We start from the raw sequence: 14,013 nt of genomic DNA on the forward strand, positions 1-14,013 counted from the left end.
GACGCGCAGGCCTGGGCTCCAGACCTGTTGTCGCCGCAAGCCGTCAGTGGGGCGTTCGGGCCTGGATGAAGGCCGCCACATCCTCGACCACGCCGGGCGCCAGGGGAAGGCTCGGATTGGCGTAGACCGCCAGGTTGGCGTCGCGGTCGGCGGGGGCGATCTTCAGGCTGTGGTTGACGCCGTCCCAGAGTTTCAGCGTCGCCTGCGGGTTGGCGGCCGCCAGAGCCTGGGCGTCGGCGACGCTGACCTGAATATCGGTGGTCCCTTGGCCGATGAAGACGGGACCGTCATAGGCGGCGACCAGGGCGGCGGGGTCCAGCGGCAGCCAGGAGATCAGATAGGGCTGGATCGACGGACGCAGCAGGGCGCCCAGGGCCGGCGGCGTGTCGGCGACTGTGCGGCCGGCCTCAAGCTCGCTGAGCGCGTGGTAGGCCTGGGTCTTCAGCGGCTCGGGCAGGGAGGCCAGTTGCTCGCGCAGCACCGTAGCCGCAGGACGGCCGGCGCCGGCCAGCAGCACCAGGCCGCAGATCTTGCTGGAGTCGGGGGTATCGCCGCCTTCGACGGCCTTGAGGGCGACCAGGGCGCCTTCGCTATGGCCGATCAGCCAGGCGCAGGGCTTGCCCGCGCGCCTCGCCGCCTCGGCGGCCCAGGCGCGGGCGTCGGCGACATTGGCGTCAAAGCGCAGCTCGGTCTCGGGCCCGCCGGCCGCGGCGCTGGCGCCCACGCCGCGCTTGTCGATGCGGACCGTGGCGATCCCCTGGGCGGCCAGACCTTCGGCCAGCAGGCGATAGGAGGCGCTGGAGATGCCGAGCCGGCTGTTGCCATCGCGATCCGTCGGGCCGGAGCCGGGCAGGATGACGGCGACGGTCGTGGGGCTTTCGGGCGCCAGCAGGGTTCCGTGAAGCGGCGCGGGCTGGGCGGGCAGGGCGACTTCGGTCGAGACCGGGCCGGTGAGCAGGGCGAGGGTCATCGTCAACATGGCGGTCTCCTTGTCGGGGGGCAGGTTCAGAAGGGCCGGCGGTCGGGATCGCTGCGCCAGACGCGCCAGCTCTCGAAGACCGAGAGGGCGGCGACGATCAGGGCGCCGGCCGTCAGGGACAGGGCGCCCAGCGGCTGGGGCGAGAGGGGCGCGGCGACCAGGCCGACGAGCCCCAGCAGGAAGAACAGGCGTCCCGCCAGTCGGTTGGAGCGGTCCCAGGCCAGTCGGCTTTTGTAGCTCCAGGGCGTGCGGACCCCGACCAGCGGATTGGGCGCGACCCGGCCGAGGAAGGCGCCCAGGACCAGAAGGATCAGCGACACCCCCGCCATGGTGACGACGGGGCCGGTCTCGGCCGTGGCGTTTCCTAGCCCCGTCCAACTGATCAGCAAGCCGGTGACGGCGAAGACGAACAGGGTGACGCCCTGGCCAATCCGTAGGGACCGGCCGCGCGAAGGGTCGCCTTCGGAGACGGCGCGCAGAGCGCCCAGGCCCAGTCCGGCTGTGACGATGAAGCCGATCAAGGTCATGCCGCCGAGGACGGTCGCGAACTCGACCCGACTGCCCCACCGATCAACCTGGAACGCGCTGTTCCAGTGCATCGGCATGGGCGTGGTCGGGCCGTTGAAGGCGATATGCAGGGCGAAGGCCGCCTGGACCGCGAAGACGGCCAGGGTCAGATAGTCGAGCAGCGACAGGCGATCCTTCATCGACGGGGCTCCTTTTGGACGAGGGGCGTGACTTCGGCGGCTTCACCCGTGCCGACGATGTCCATTAGAAAGGCCATGGCCTCTTCGACCGCCGAGATTTCCAGCCGATAGCGGATGGTCTGGCCCTCGCGCTCGGGACTGACCAGGCCGGCCTCCTTCAGGGCGTTGAGATGGCCGGTGATGGTGGGCCAGCTCATGTCGAAGGCGGCGGCGATGTCGCCGGAGGCCAGAGGTCCGGCGCGCAGCATGGCGATGATGCGACGGCGCACCGGATGGGACAGGGCTTTGAACAGGGTGTTCATAGGAACTACCCTAATTAGGGCATTGGCTAATTGCAAGTCGGCGCAGGATCCGCCTGACCCGGCCGGCGGCCGCTCAGGCCTGGGGTGTCGTCAGATCGAGAAGCTGACGCCGCAGCCGCAGCTGGAGGCGGCGTTGGGATTGCGGACCACGAACTGGGCGCCGGCCAGTTCGTCGACATAGGCGATCTCGGAATTCTTCAGGAAGGGGACCGACACGGGGTCGACCAGGGCGGTTTGGCCGTCGGCCTGGATGCGCAGGTCGTCGTCCTCGGCCGTCTCGACCAGTTCGAACCGGTACTGGAAGCCCGAACAGCCGCCGCCGTCCACCGCGACGCGCAGCATCAGGGTCTTGCCCTCGGCCGCGCCCAGTTTGGCCAGGCGTTTGGCGGCGCTGGCGGCCAGGATTATGCCTTCCGGCGCGCGCGTGGCGACCGTAAAGGCGGATGTGGACGGTTCTGTGGATTGGACGGTGCTCACGGCTGTCTATATGAGGCGCGCAAGGGCGTTCGCAAAGGCCCCGTCGCATCAAAGCCGCTTCAAAGTTGATGACTTGAGCCAGACACCTCTCGCCCCCTACGCCGAACGCGCCGAGCTGACCCTGGGCCGCCGCTTTTTCGAGCCGCCCAGCCGGACCCGCACGGCCTTTGCGCGCGACCGCGACCGGATCATCCATGCGACGGCGTTTCGGCGTCTGAAAGAGAAGACTCAGGTCTTCGTCGCGCATGAAGGCGATCATTACCGCACCCGCCTGACCCATTCGCTGGAGGTGGCGCAGATCGCGCGGTCCCTGGCCCATGCGCTGAGACTGGACGACGACCTGGCCGAGACGGTCGCCCTGGCCCACGACCTGGGCCATCCGCCCTTCGCCCACGCGGGCGAGGACGAGTTGGTGATCCAGATGGCCGACCACGGTGGCTTCGACCACAATGTCCAGAGCTTCCGCGTCGTCACCGAGCTGGAGAACCGCTATCCGCAGTTCGACGGGCTGAACCTGAGCTGGGAGACGGTCGAGGGCGTCATCAAGCACAACGGCCCGGTGTCGCACCGGCTGGACGAGCCGGCCTGGTCCGTGGTGCGGCCGTACCGGACGGGCGGGGAGGCGGGCTGGGACCTGCGCCTGGGCGGCTTCGCCTCGCTGGAGGCTCAGTGCGCCGCCATCGCCGACGACATCGCCTACAACAACCATGACGTGGACGACGGGGTGCAGGCCGGGCTGATCACGCTTCAGGATCTGGACCCGGTGCCCCTGATCGGGCCGATGCTGGCGCAGGTGCGGCGCGACTGGCCCGCCATCGACGACCGGATGCTGCGGATCGAGGCCGTGCGGCGGATGATCGGGGTCATGGTCGAGGACGTCCTGGCCGAGACGGCGCGGCGGCTGGAAGAGGACCGGATCGGCTCGACCGAGGACGTGCGCACGGCGAGCCGGACCCTGGTGGACTTCTCACGCGGCATGCACGCGGACCTGGCCATTCTGCGCAAATTCCTGTTCGAGCGAATGTATCGCCACTACCGCGTCAACCGGACGCGCAGCCAGGCGCGGCGGGTGCTGTCGCAACTGTTCGAGCTGTTCATGGCCGAGCCGGAGGTGATGCCGCCGGAGTGGGGCGTGCCCGCCGCGACCGACGATCGGACGGCCAGGGCCCGCGCGGTGTGCGACTATATCGCCGGGATGACCGACCGCTATGCGATAGAAGTCCACCAGAAACTGTTCAGCCTCGACCTAGCCCTCGATCTGTGATTCGAAAGACGGCGGCGGGGCGTTAGACTAACCGTTCGACGCGCCGATTCGCCGCGTCGGACAGAACGGCGGAGCGCGACCATGTCTTTTGATGACGACAACCGACCGGGCCAGAGTCCGGGACAGAGTCCGGGACAGGGCGCCTATACGCCCCCGACCGATGACGACCTGCCGTTCCGTCGCAATTCCTATGATCCGCGCGCCGGCGGCGGCGGCGGCCGCAATGTCGGGTCGGGCGGGGGCAAGTCGCCGCCGGTGACCCTGATCGTCAGCGCCGTGATCCTGCTGGTGCTGATCATCGCGGTGATCTTCTTCTACCGGTCCGGCATGCGCGCCTCGACCGATGCGCCGCCCGCTGTGGGCCAGCCCGTCGGCGAGATGAAGACCGCCGCCCCCATCGACGCCCAGCCGGTCGATCCGGCGGCGGGCGTCCGCGTGTATCGCGACGAGGCCGAGACCACCGACGCTCCTGTGACCTTCACCCCGCCGCCCGAGGCGCCCAGCCGCGTCCGGCCGCGCCGCCCGTCGTCGCCCCCACCGGCCAGGGCCTGCCGGCTGCATCTGCCCCCGCGCCCCGTCCGACGACGCCGGCCCCCAAGACGGAGGCCCCGACGCCTGCCGCTCCGGCCCCGACCGCCCCCGCCGCCGCCGGCGGTTCGGCCTCGGTCCAGATCGGCGCCTTCTCCTCGACCGAGATCGCCGACCGGGAATACGCCGCCGTCGCCGGACGCTTCGGCCAATATGCGTCGGGCGCCGAGAAGCGCGTGACCGAGGTGACCTCGTCCAGCGGCTCGACCCTGTACCGCACCACCTTTACGGGCCTGTCGCGCGAGCGGGCGGTCGCCTTCTGCAACGCCTTGAAGGCCGCCGGACGGGATTGCATCGTTCGGTGACTTCCGCTGCGATCTACGGGTGTGCGGGCCATCGGCTGACGGAGGACGAACGCGCCTTCTTCGCCGAGACGCGTCCCTGGGGCTTCATCCTGTTCCGGCGCAACATCGACAGCCCGGAACAGGTGCGGGCCCTGACGGATGAGCTGCGCGCCGCCATCGGCGACGCCGACGCCCCCATCCTGATCGACCAGGAGGGGGGGCGGGTCCAGCGGATGGGGCCGCCGCACTGGCCCAAATACCCGCCGGGGAACGCCTATCTGAAGGCGACGAACGACCCGATGGACGCGCGCGAATTGGCGCGGCTGGGCGCGCGGCTGATGGCGCACGACTTGCGCGAGGTCGGGATCAATGTCGATCTGCTGCCGGTGCTGGACGTGCCTGTGCCCGGCGCCCACGACATCGTCGGCGACCGCGCCTATGGTCAGGATCCGGCGACGGTCGCGCTGCTGGGTCGGGCCGCGGCGGAAGGCTTGCTGGCCGGCGGGGTGCTGCCCTGTATCAAACATATGCCGGGCCATGGCCGCGCCTTCGCCGACAGCCACAAGAACCTGCCGACGGTCCACGCCGATTTCGACAGCCTGGACGCCTGGGACTTTGCGCCGTTCAAGGCGATGTCGGACATGCCTTGGGCGATGACGGCGCACATCGTCTTCACCGCCGTGGACCGGAAACGCCCGGCCACCCAGTCGAAGAAGGCCGTGCGGATGATGCGCGAGCATCTGGGCTTTGCCGGCCTGATCATGACCGACGACCTGTCGATGCAGGCCCTGAGCGGGTCGCTGGGCGAGCGGGCGCATCAATCCTTGAAAGCGGGCTGCGACGTCGTGCTTCACTGCAATGGCGATCTGGCCGAGATGCAGGATGTGGCCGAGGCGACGGGCAGGCTGAAGGGCAAGGCCAGGGCCAGGGCCGAGGCGGCGATGGCGCGGATTGTCCGCGTTCCCGAACCCCTCGATCCGGTTGCGGCCCACGAACGCTTCTTCCGCGCCATGGCGGGCAAGACGGACGCCGCCAAGGGGCCGGACGTGGGCGAGGCGCAGGCATGACCCGTGTAGCCTCTACCGGCCTCAAGCAGCGCGAAGCGCGGTAGGCCAACAAAAATGACCGACGCCTTTCAGCCCAATCTGGATTTCACGGCCGTCGCCGAGGTCGAGGAGCGCGAGGCCTTTGTCGTCGATCTGGACGGCTATGAGGGGCCGTTGCACGTCCTGCTGGCCCTGGCGCGGACGCAGAAGGTCGATCTGCTGAAACTGTCGATCACCCGGCTGGCCGAACAGTATCTGGCCTTCGTGCACGAGGCGCGGCGGCGCAACTTCGCCCTGGCGGCGGATTATCTCGTGATGGCGTCCTGGCTGGCCTATCTGAAGTCTCGACTGCTGCTGCCGCGCACCGAAAAGGACAAGGGCGAGGAGCCGCCGGCCGAGGCCCTGGCCGCCGCCCTGGCCTTCCGGCTGCAAAAGCTGGAGGCCATGCGCAAGGCGGTGGATCAGCTTTTGGCCCGGCCCCAGCTGAAGCGCGACGTCTTCACCCGAGGCGACCCCGAGGCGACGGTGATCGTTCCGTCCGACCGGATCGACGCCAGCCTGTATGAGCTGATGAGCGCCTATGTGACCCAGCGTCGGCGCGAGGGCGCGCGGCGCTATTCGCCCGGCCAGCGGGTCGAGGCCTTTCCGCTGGAGGCGGCGCGCGACTGGCTGCGCGAGATCATGCCCCGCCTGGCCGACTGGACCACGCTGGACGAGGTGGCGCCCCATCGCGGCGGCGACGAGGGGCCCAGCCAGGCCAGCTATACGGCGTCCACCCTGTCGGCCAGTCTGGAGCTGGTGAAGGAGGGGGCGATGGACATCCGCCAGACGGCGCCGTTCGCGGACCTGTATCTGAAGCGGCGCGGTGATGGGCATCCGCTGGAGCTGACGCCGTGAGAATTGCGCCTGCTCAATCCTATCACTCCGTCATCCTAGGGCTTGTCCCTAGGATCCATACGCCCGGTGTCTGGCATGGGCGCACCTTCGGAAAAACCGGGAGTATGGATCCTCGCCACAAGGGCGAGGATGACGGAATTGGGGGGAGCAGAATAGATGTCTGACCTGTCCTTCCAACCCGACGACGGCGAGATCGAGCGCCGGGTCGAGGCCCTGCTGTTCGCCGCCGCCGGTCCGTTGAGCGCCGCCGAGATCGCCGCCCGTCTGCCCGAGGGCGCCGATGTCGCCCGCGCCCTGTCGGGGCTGCGCGCCCGGTACGAGGGGCGAGGCGTCGAGCTGGACTGCGTCGCGGACCGCTGGCGGTTCCGTACTGCGGCGGACCTGGCCTTCATGATGACCGAGGAGCGCGAGGAGCCGCGTCGCCTGTCGCGGGCCGCGCTCGAGACCCTGGCCATCATCGCCTACCACCAACCCGTCACCCGCGCCGAGATCGAAAGCGTGCGGGGCGTCACCCTGTCGAAGGGCACGCTGGACCTGTTGCTGGAGATGGGGTTCGTGCGCTTACGCGGGCGTCGGCGCACGCCGGGGCGGCCCGTCACCTATGCCACCGCCGACCGCTTCCTGGAGCATTTCGGCCTGGCCAGCCTGTATGATCTTCCCGGCGTGCAGGAGATGAAGGCCGCAGGTCTTCTGGATCTGTCTCTGCCGGTCGGGTTCGAACTGCCCGATCCGGGCCGAAGCGACGCCGCCGAGGATGAAGGCCCCGTCATCGACGACGACGCGCCCGAGTTCGCCCAGGATTTCGTCGGCAACTAGGGGTAACCCCGTATAATTGCATTAACGGGGCGGAACGCCTCCCTGATGTTTGCTGAGGGCTGTACTCGGGGGATGCTGCGTGAAGTCAGATTTGACAGGTTTGCGGCTTGTGGCTTTGCTGATGCTGGCTGTCGTCGTCGGCATGATCGGCGTGCTGAGCATCGTCAGCAGGGGAATCGACGACCATCAGCGCGAGCGTGATCAGTCGATGGTCGGCCTCAGGCTGGCCCGCATCGTCGAGACCGCAGGCGAGGATCTGGAGCCGGTGACAGTTTGGGACGAAGCGGTGCGCGAACTTAGCAAGCCGACCGCAGCGCAATGGTTCGATCGATTTGTGGGGGGCGTCTATACAGGCCGTCACGGGCATCTGGCGACATTCAGCTATGATGCTTCGGGGGAAATGTTGCGCGCCAACCATGCCGATGGGCTCTCCCACTCCGGCGAGACCCACCCCATGGAGCGCGCCGCCCGCCCCCTGATCGACCAACTCGCCGCCCAGGCCCGGGCGCGGGACCGTTCGACCCATGGAAGGGCGGCAGCCCTGGTCAATGCAAGCTTCATACGGGTGGACGGCGCCGTCTATATCGTGGCGGTGTCGACCGTCGTGCGTCACACCTCGGCGGGGCCGGCGACCGGCGGTGACCCCATGATCGCTTCCTTCAAGCCTTTCGACGCCGAGGTGGAATGGATCCGTACCCGCATGGGCAAGACGGATGTCCGGTTTTCGACGGGCGCCGAGCCCCCGAATGGCATGGCGGGCATCCCCATCCTCGACGCGAACGGAGCGCGGCTCGGCCAGATTGTGTGGACTCCTGATCACCCCGGCTATCGCATCCTTACCCACGCCCTTCCGCTTCTGCTGTTGATGATGGCCGTGCTGGCTGCGAGCGGCGGCTTGTTGATGTGGCGAATGTTCTCGGACATGCGTCGTCTACGTGCGTCCGAGGCGGCCCTGTCCGCCGCCCTGGAGCATGCCGAGGCGGCGAACGCGGCCAAGAGCCGTTTTCTGTCGAACGTCAGCCATGAGCTGCGCACGCCGCTGAACGGCGTCCTCGGCATGGCTGAAGTCCTCGGCCAGGACGCGCTGACCCATCGGCAGCGCGAGCGTCTGGATATTCTGAAGGAGGCGGGAAATCGCCAACTGAGGTTGATCGAGGATCTGCTCGACGTCGTCCGCCTGGGAGACGGCGCCGTAACGCTGGACGAACGCCCGTTCCGCCCCTCCGTCTTGTTACGCAGCCTATACAATGATCATCGGGCCGCCGCCGCGGCGAAGGGGGTTTCGCTCAAGGTGGAGGCGCCGGAGGGCGAATGGCTGGGCGACGCCGTTCACCTGGAAAAACTGCTCGGCGCCCTGGTTCACAACGCGATCCGCTTCACCGAATCCGGCGCGGTGAACGTGCGAGTCCTGGTCCGCGACGGTATGACGTTCGAAGTTCAGGACACGGGGGCCGGCATGACCAAGGCCGAGGCCGCGGTTCTGTTCGACCCCTTCGCCCAGGGCGACGACAGCAGAACCCGCAAGGCGGAAGGCCTGGGCCTGGGCCTGACGGCGGCCAATGGTCTGGCGCGGCTGATGGGCGGTCGGATCGAGGTCGAAAGCAGCCCAGGCTGCGGCAGTCTGTTCCGCGTCACCCTGCCGCTGGCGCCCGCGCTCAGGTCGTCAGAAGCCGCGGCAGCTTGAAGGTCACGGTCTCGCGCGCGCCGCCGTCCTCGGTCACCGTGGCGTCGAACCGTTCGGCTATGGCGTCCACCAGGGCCGCGATCAGCGGTTCGGGGGCCGAGGCGCCGGCGGTGACGCCCACCGTCTGAACCCCGTCGAACCAGCTCCAGTCCACCTGGGAGGCGTCATCGACCAGCCGGGCGTCGCGGGCGCCGGCGCGCATCGCCACCTCGACCAGCCGCGCCGAGTTGGACGAGTTCTTGGACCCGACCACCAGCACCAGTTCGCAGCCCTCGCCCAGCACCTTGACCGCGTCCTGGCGGTTGGTGGTGGCGTAGCAGATGTCTTCCTTGTGCGGATCGGGCAATTCGGGGAAGCGCCGCTTCAGCACCTTCAATATGCCCGCCGTGTCATCGACCGACAGGGTGGTCTGGGTCGCATAGGCCAAGGGGGCGTCGCCGGGGCGTTCGAACGATTCGGCGTCGGCCTCGGTCTCGATCAGGCTGATGGCGCCCGGCGGCAACTGGCCCATGGTGCCGATCACCTCCGGGTGGCCGGCGTGGCCGATCAGGATGATGTGGCGTCCTGCGGCATGATGACGCTCGGCCTCGACATGGACCTTGGACACCAGGGGGCAGGTGGCGTCGAGGAACAGCAGCTGGCGCGCCTGGGCGTTGGCGGGCACCGACTTGGGCACCCCGTGGGCGGAAAAGACGACCGGCCGGTCGTCCGGGCATTCGTCCAGTTCCTTGACGAACACAGCCCCCATGGCCTTCAGCCGCTCGACCACATGGCGATTATGAACGATCTCGTGGCGCACATAGACGGGGGCGCCGAACTTCTCGATGGCCCGCTCGACGATCTGGATCGCCCGGTCCACGCCCGCACAGAAGCCGCGCGGCGTCGCCAGCCGCACCGCGATGGGGCGGCGTTCGGGCGAGGGGGAGGGGACGTGCATGTTCATGGCCGCCAACCTAGTCGTTCGCGCGTCATATCGCCATGCGGGGCGAGCGAATCCCCGCCCTCAGACAGCGACGCATCGCCACGGTCATGCTGTTCTGGACGAAAGGTCAAGCCGAACAAAGATTTAGCTTCCGATCACGACGCCTTGACCAACCGGCCGCTCACGATTAGTTTCCGCGCCGAATTCAGACCCGCCCGAACACATTGTTTGAGCGCTGAACGCACAGGTCCTGTCCCCTATGTCGGAATCGCGCGAAGAGGCGATCAAACGCCTCCAAGACAGCGCATCCGCATTGGAGGCGCGGACAGCGGTGGAGAAATCCGCCGAGCTGACCGGCCATCAGGTGTCGGGTCAGGCCTACAAGATCATCGCCGAGCTTCTCGGCGGCGTCCTTGTGGGTCTTGCGGCGGGTTTCATCGCGGACTGGGTCTTCGGGACCCGTCCGTGGGGTTTGATCGGCGGGGTCCTGTTGGGCTTCGCCTTGTCGATTTACATGGCGCGTCGCACAGCCAACCGGCTGATGGCGCAGGCCAAGGCGTTGGGGATTTCGGCTTCGGCCGAGCCTTACGTCGAGGCCGACGAAGACGGGGAACGATAGGGCTTCATGGCCGATCCGATTCATCAGTTTCAGATTCAGAAGGTCTTCGACCTTCCTGACGTGACCTTGCCTGTGCTGGGAACGGTCGATCTGGCCGTGACCAACTCGCACATCGCCATGACCGTCGCATTCGTCGTGATTGTCGGCTTCCTGGCCGCCGTGACGTCGAACGCGCAGATCGTGCCCGGTCGCTTGCAAGCAGCAGGCGAGGGTCTGTTCGGCCTGATCGACAATCTGGCGAATTCGATCATCGGTCACGAAGGCCGGAAGTATTTCCCGTTCGTCTTCACCCTGTTCGTGATGATCCTGGGCATGAACATCCTGGGGCTGTTCCTGACCTTTACGGCGACGTCGCAGTTGGCGATCACCGTCACCTTCGCCTTGATCACCTTCGGTCTGGTTCTGGTGGTCGGTTTCGTCAAGAACGGCCTGGGCTTCTTCAAGCTGTTCTGGCCCATGGGCGCGCCGCTGGCGCTGCGCCCGATCGTCGGCCTGATCGAGTTCGTCTCTTTCCTGCTTCGTCCGGTCACCCTGGCGCTTCGTCTGTTCGGCAATATGCTGGGCGGCCACGTCGCGCTGAAGATCTTCGCCGGCTTCGTCGTATCCCTGGGCCTGCTGGGCCTGGGCGGCGGCGTGGGCCTGCTGGCCTTCCCGGTCGCGGCCCTGTCGCTGGGCATGGTCGTCGCCCTGACCGCGCTTGAGTTTCTCGTGGCCTTCCTTCAGGCCTTCGTCTTCGCCGTTCTGGCCTGCATCTATCTGAATGATGTGGTCAACCTGGACCACGCCCACTAAGGGCCGGACCAGTCTCTTCACCCCAACCACCAACGACTTAATCTAGGAATACAATCATGGACGCTGAAGCCGCGAAGTACATCGGCGCTGGTCTCGCCACCCTGGGCATGATCGGTTCGGCCCTGGGCGTGGGCAACATCTTCGGCCAGTTCCTGGCCGGCGCCCTGCGCAACCCGTCGGCCGCCGCCGGCCAAGTCGGCAACCTGTTCGTGGGCGCCGCCCTGGCCGAAGCCCTGGGCATCCTGGCCTTCGTGCTCGGCATCCTGATGATCTTCGGCTGATATCAGCCGATACCGGCGCGCGGGGTTCGCCCGCGCGCCGTTTCATCTGATTCTGCAGCAGACGGTTCATGGCCAGCACCCACACCAACGACGCGCTTCCCGCTTCGGTCGAAGCGGACCTGCACGCCGAGACGGCGACCGCCGCCGAGCACGGCTCGGGCGGCCTGCCGCAATTCCAGTTCGAACACTGGGCGGGCCAGATCGGCTATCTGCTGATCCTGTTCGTCGTCCTGTACGTTCTGGTCTCCAAGGTCTTCGCGCCTCGCCTTCGCAAGGTGATGGGCGAACGGGCCGATACGATTTCCAACGCCGTCGCCACCGCGCGTCAGGTCCAGGCCGAGGCCGCCGAACAGGCCGCCCAGGCTCAGGCCGAGGTCGCCAAGGCCCGCGCCGACGCCCGCGCCATGGCCGCCGCCGCCAAGGCGCGCGTGACCGAAGACGCCAACGCCCGTCAGGCGGCTGAAGAAGCCGTCGTCAACGCCCGCATCGCCGAGGCCGAGACCGCCATCGGCAAGACGCGCGACGCGGCCATGGCCAATGTCGCGACCATCGCCTCCGACGCCGCCGCCGCCATGGTGGAGCGCCTGACCGGCAAGGCCGCCACTGCGGCCGAGGTGGCTACGGCCAAGGGAGCCGTCTGATGAACCTGATCTTCGAACACGGCATCTGGAGCTTCGCCAATGCGGAGATCTGGGTCGGCATCGGCCTGCTGATCTTCTTCGGCATCCTGATCGCCGCCGGCGTGCCCAAGATCGCCGCCGCCCAACTGGACGCCAAGGGCGCCAAGATCCAGGCCGACCTGGACGAGGCCGCCCGCCTGCGCGCCGAGGCAGAAGCCCTTCTGGCCCAGATCCGCAAGGAGAAGGCCGAGGCCGAGGCTCAGGCCGCCGAGATGATGGCCCAGGCGGAAGCCGACGCCCGTCGTCTGGAAGTCGATTCCAAGGCTAAGCTGGAAGAGACCCTGGCCCGTCGCCAGAAGATGGCCGAGGCCCGCATCGCCCAGGCGGAGGCCCAGGCCTCGGCCGAGGTCAAGGCCGCCGCCGCCGACCTGGCCGCAAAGGCTGCGGAACAGATCCTGGCCGCCCGCCTCGCCGGCGGCGCCAAGGACCCGCTGCTGGACGCCGCCATCGCCCAGATCGGCGATCGCCTGAACTGAGTACGGCTGGCTCAGCCGAACGAAAAAAAGGCCCCCGGCGTCGCTGGGGGCCTTTTCTTATTTCGGTTGACCGCTGTCAGTGGGCGGTGGCGCCGTTCAGGAAATCGGCCGCATGCCGCCTCTCGCGCGTCACCAGTCGGGCATAGACATTGCCCAGCACGATGCCGAACACCGCATGGGTGATCAGCAACCAGCCGAAGGTGCCGAAGCCGGCCGCTGCGGTGAAGGTGCGGTAGTCGCCGAACATCGTGATGGCGCCCATCATCACCACCCAGGCCCCGACGGCGAAGACTATGCCCTTGGTTTCCGGGGTGTCGGTGGGCAGGCGGGGACACAGAATCCCAAACAGCGGCCCCAGGATGAAGACGCCGCTGACGGCATGGATCGCCCAGCCGACGGCCATGTTGCCGGGCATGCCGATCATGGTGGCGATCACCCCCTGGAATGGATCGAACCAGTTGAGGAACAGATTGGGTATTTCAAGCAAGGAAACGGCGATGGTGGCGGCGAGACCCGCAATCATGCCCTTTTGTACGCGTGACATCATGACCTTAGCGCCTCCCAACGCATTGGTGGTTCTCTGATAACGCCCGCGTACGATACGCCTGTAGAGGGAGAACGGCGTTCACGATGATGTGGTTAGCAGTTGCAACAACGCAACCGCGATATATCCGCTGAACTAACGGAAAAGCCTGCGGAAATACCGGCGCAACCTCTTCCGCGCCCGGATCAGGCGACGGCGGGGCCTCTTAAGCACGATCTTTTCCGCGCGCAGGGCCTGCTGCCAGAAGACCGGCGCGAACTCGGGCTTCTTCCGCATGAGTCGGCGGAAGGGATAGACCCACTTGGGGCGGGCGTACTGGGCGCGGATGAACTGACGCTTGGCCCAGAACGAGCTCTTCAGGATGAGCATCAGACCGACGGCGATGACGGGCACGCCGCCGGGGCCGGGCAGGGGAGCGATCAGAATGCCCAGCAGAACCACGAAAAGCCCGCCAGCCATAAGCGCCCAGCGTTTCAACACACGCAGCGGGCGGCTGCGCGATCGGAACGACGGAAGGCGGATCGCGGTTGCGAAGGTCAAGTCGGCGCCAGACGAAGAGGAGGGAGGAGGCCCAGTGACAACGATCGTCACGGCCAGCCTATCCCCGCTGAAGCGGAGAATGAGCAACCGTGGCGAACCTGCCACATTCACATTA

The 14,013-nt window shown here is 67.5% G+C and carries 19 protein-coding genes; 12 read left to right on the forward strand and 7 right to left on the reverse strand.

Going from position 1 to position 14,013, the window contains the following annotated elements; translation table 11 throughout:
- Positions 1 to 43: 43 nt before the first annotated feature.
- From OU998_RS05835 to erpA, 4 genes are all read right to left on the reverse strand, one after another.
- Complete coding sequence (locus OU998_RS05835; RefSeq protein WP_267515884.1) at positions 44 to 979, reverse strand: alpha/beta hydrolase; 936 nt, start codon at positions 977 to 979, stop codon at positions 44 to 46.
- A 26-nt stretch (positions 980 to 1,005) separates the two neighbouring features.
- A complete protein-coding gene (locus tag OU998_RS05840) occupies positions 1,006 to 1,686 on the reverse strand; it encodes an SdpI family protein (protein ID WP_267515885.1) in 681 nt (226 codons plus the stop codon).
- A complete protein-coding gene (locus OU998_RS05845) occupies positions 1,683 to 1,988 on the reverse strand; it encodes a metalloregulator ArsR/SmtB family transcription factor (RefSeq protein ID WP_267515886.1) in 306 nt (101 codons plus the stop codon). Before OU998_RS05845 ends, OU998_RS05840 begins: the two co-directional genes overlap by 4 nt.
- A 90-nt stretch (positions 1,989 to 2,078) precedes the next feature.
- The gene (gene erpA / locus OU998_RS05850; protein ID WP_267515887.1) at positions 2,079 to 2,465 is read right to left on the reverse strand and encodes an iron-sulfur cluster insertion protein ErpA; all 387 of its coding nucleotides are present in this window, start codon (positions 2,463 to 2,465) and stop codon (positions 2,079 to 2,081) included.
- Positions 2,466 to 2,538: 73 nt separating this feature from the next.
- Between erpA and OU998_RS05855 the strand changes: the two genes are divergently transcribed.
- The 7 genes from OU998_RS05855 (at position 2,539) to OU998_RS05885 (ending at position 9,044) form a co-directional block, all read left to right on the forward strand.
- Positions 2,539 to 3,729, forward strand: a complete 1,191-nt coding sequence (locus tag OU998_RS05855) for a deoxyguanosinetriphosphate triphosphohydrolase (protein ID WP_267515888.1) — start codon at positions 2,539 to 2,541, stop codon at positions 3,727 to 3,729.
- Between the two features lie 81 nt (positions 3,730 to 3,810).
- On the forward strand, positions 3,811 to 4,497 hold the full coding sequence (locus OU998_RS05860; protein WP_267515889.1) for an SPOR domain-containing protein: 687 nt from the start codon (positions 3,811 to 3,813) through the stop codon (positions 4,495 to 4,497).
- Positions 4,425 to 4,622 (forward strand): SPOR domain-containing protein, encoded by a 198-nt coding sequence (locus OU998_RS05865; RefSeq protein WP_267516725.1) that lies wholly within the window; start codon positions 4,425 to 4,427, stop codon positions 4,620 to 4,622. Before OU998_RS05860 ends, OU998_RS05865 begins: the two co-directional genes overlap by 73 nt.
- Positions 4,619 to 5,668, forward strand: coding sequence for a beta-N-acetylhexosaminidase (gene nagZ, locus OU998_RS05870; RefSeq protein ID WP_267515890.1), 1,050 nt, complete (start codon positions 4,619 to 4,621; stop codon positions 5,666 to 5,668). The genes OU998_RS05865 and nagZ overlap by 4 nt, the downstream gene beginning before the upstream one ends.
- A 54-nt stretch (positions 5,669 to 5,722) precedes the next feature.
- On the forward strand, positions 5,723 to 6,544 hold the full coding sequence (locus OU998_RS05875) for a segregation and condensation protein A (protein ID WP_267515891.1): 822 nt from the start codon (positions 5,723 to 5,725) through the stop codon (positions 6,542 to 6,544).
- Between the two features lie 156 nt (positions 6,545 to 6,700).
- Positions 6,701 to 7,360 carry an SMC-Scp complex subunit ScpB gene (gene scpB, locus OU998_RS05880; RefSeq protein WP_267515892.1) on the forward strand — a complete coding sequence of 220 codons (660 nt, stop codon included), beginning with the start codon at positions 6,701 to 6,703 and terminating at the stop codon, positions 7,358 to 7,360.
- Positions 7,361 to 7,481: 121 nt separating this feature from the next.
- Positions 7,482 to 9,044 (forward strand): ATP-binding protein, encoded by a 1,563-nt coding sequence (locus tag OU998_RS05885; RefSeq protein WP_267515893.1) that lies wholly within the window; start codon positions 7,482 to 7,484, stop codon positions 9,042 to 9,044.
- Here the strand turns inward: OU998_RS05885 and ispH are convergent.
- Complete coding sequence (gene ispH, locus OU998_RS05890) at positions 9,016 to 9,987, reverse strand: 4-hydroxy-3-methylbut-2-enyl diphosphate reductase (protein WP_267515894.1); 972 nt, start codon at positions 9,985 to 9,987, stop codon at positions 9,016 to 9,018. The two genes, OU998_RS05885 and ispH, sit on opposite strands and share 29 nt — an antisense overlap.
- 310 nt (positions 9,988 to 10,297) lie before the next feature.
- On the opposite strand from ispH, the gene OU998_RS05895 reads away from it, so the two are divergent.
- The 5 genes from OU998_RS05895 to OU998_RS05915 all read left to right on the forward strand — a co-directional run bounded on the left by OU998_RS05895 (position 10,298) and on the right by OU998_RS05915 (position 12,814).
- Positions 10,298 to 10,585 carry an AtpZ/AtpI family protein gene (locus OU998_RS05895; RefSeq protein WP_267515895.1) on the forward strand — a complete coding sequence of 96 codons (288 nt, stop codon included), beginning with the start codon at positions 10,298 to 10,300 and terminating at the stop codon, positions 10,583 to 10,585.
- Between the two features lie 6 nt (positions 10,586 to 10,591).
- A complete protein-coding gene (locus tag OU998_RS05900) occupies positions 10,592 to 11,377 on the forward strand; it encodes a F0F1 ATP synthase subunit A (protein ID WP_267515896.1) in 786 nt (261 codons plus the stop codon).
- Between the two features lie 56 nt (positions 11,378 to 11,433).
- Positions 11,434 to 11,658: a F0F1 ATP synthase subunit C gene (locus OU998_RS05905; protein ID WP_008261286.1), complete on the forward strand. Its 225-nt coding sequence runs from the start codon at positions 11,434 to 11,436 to the stop codon at positions 11,656 to 11,658.
- Between the two features lie 68 nt (positions 11,659 to 11,726).
- A complete protein-coding gene (locus tag OU998_RS05910; protein ID WP_267515897.1) occupies positions 11,727 to 12,299 on the forward strand; it encodes a hypothetical protein in 573 nt (190 codons plus the stop codon).
- Complete coding sequence (locus OU998_RS05915; RefSeq protein ID WP_267515898.1) at positions 12,299 to 12,814, forward strand: F0F1 ATP synthase subunit B; 516 nt, start codon at positions 12,299 to 12,301, stop codon at positions 12,812 to 12,814. Before OU998_RS05910 ends, OU998_RS05915 begins: the two co-directional genes overlap by 1 nt.
- 76 nt (positions 12,815 to 12,890) lie before the next feature.
- Here the strand turns inward: OU998_RS05915 and OU998_RS05920 are convergent, their stop codons facing one another.
- Entirely contained in the window at positions 12,891 to 13,361 is a 471-nt protein-coding gene (locus tag OU998_RS05920) for a DUF6789 family protein (protein WP_267515899.1), read from the reverse strand.
- Between the two features lie 132 nt (positions 13,362 to 13,493).
- Complete coding sequence (locus OU998_RS05925) at positions 13,494 to 13,817, reverse strand: hypothetical protein (RefSeq protein ID WP_267515900.1); 324 nt, start codon at positions 13,815 to 13,817, stop codon at positions 13,494 to 13,496.
- Positions 13,818 to 14,013: the final 196 nt, after the last annotated feature.

This window comes from Brevundimonas sp. SL130 (assembly GCF_026625805.1).
GTDB lineage: Bacteria > Pseudomonadota > Alphaproteobacteria > Caulobacterales > Caulobacteraceae > Brevundimonas.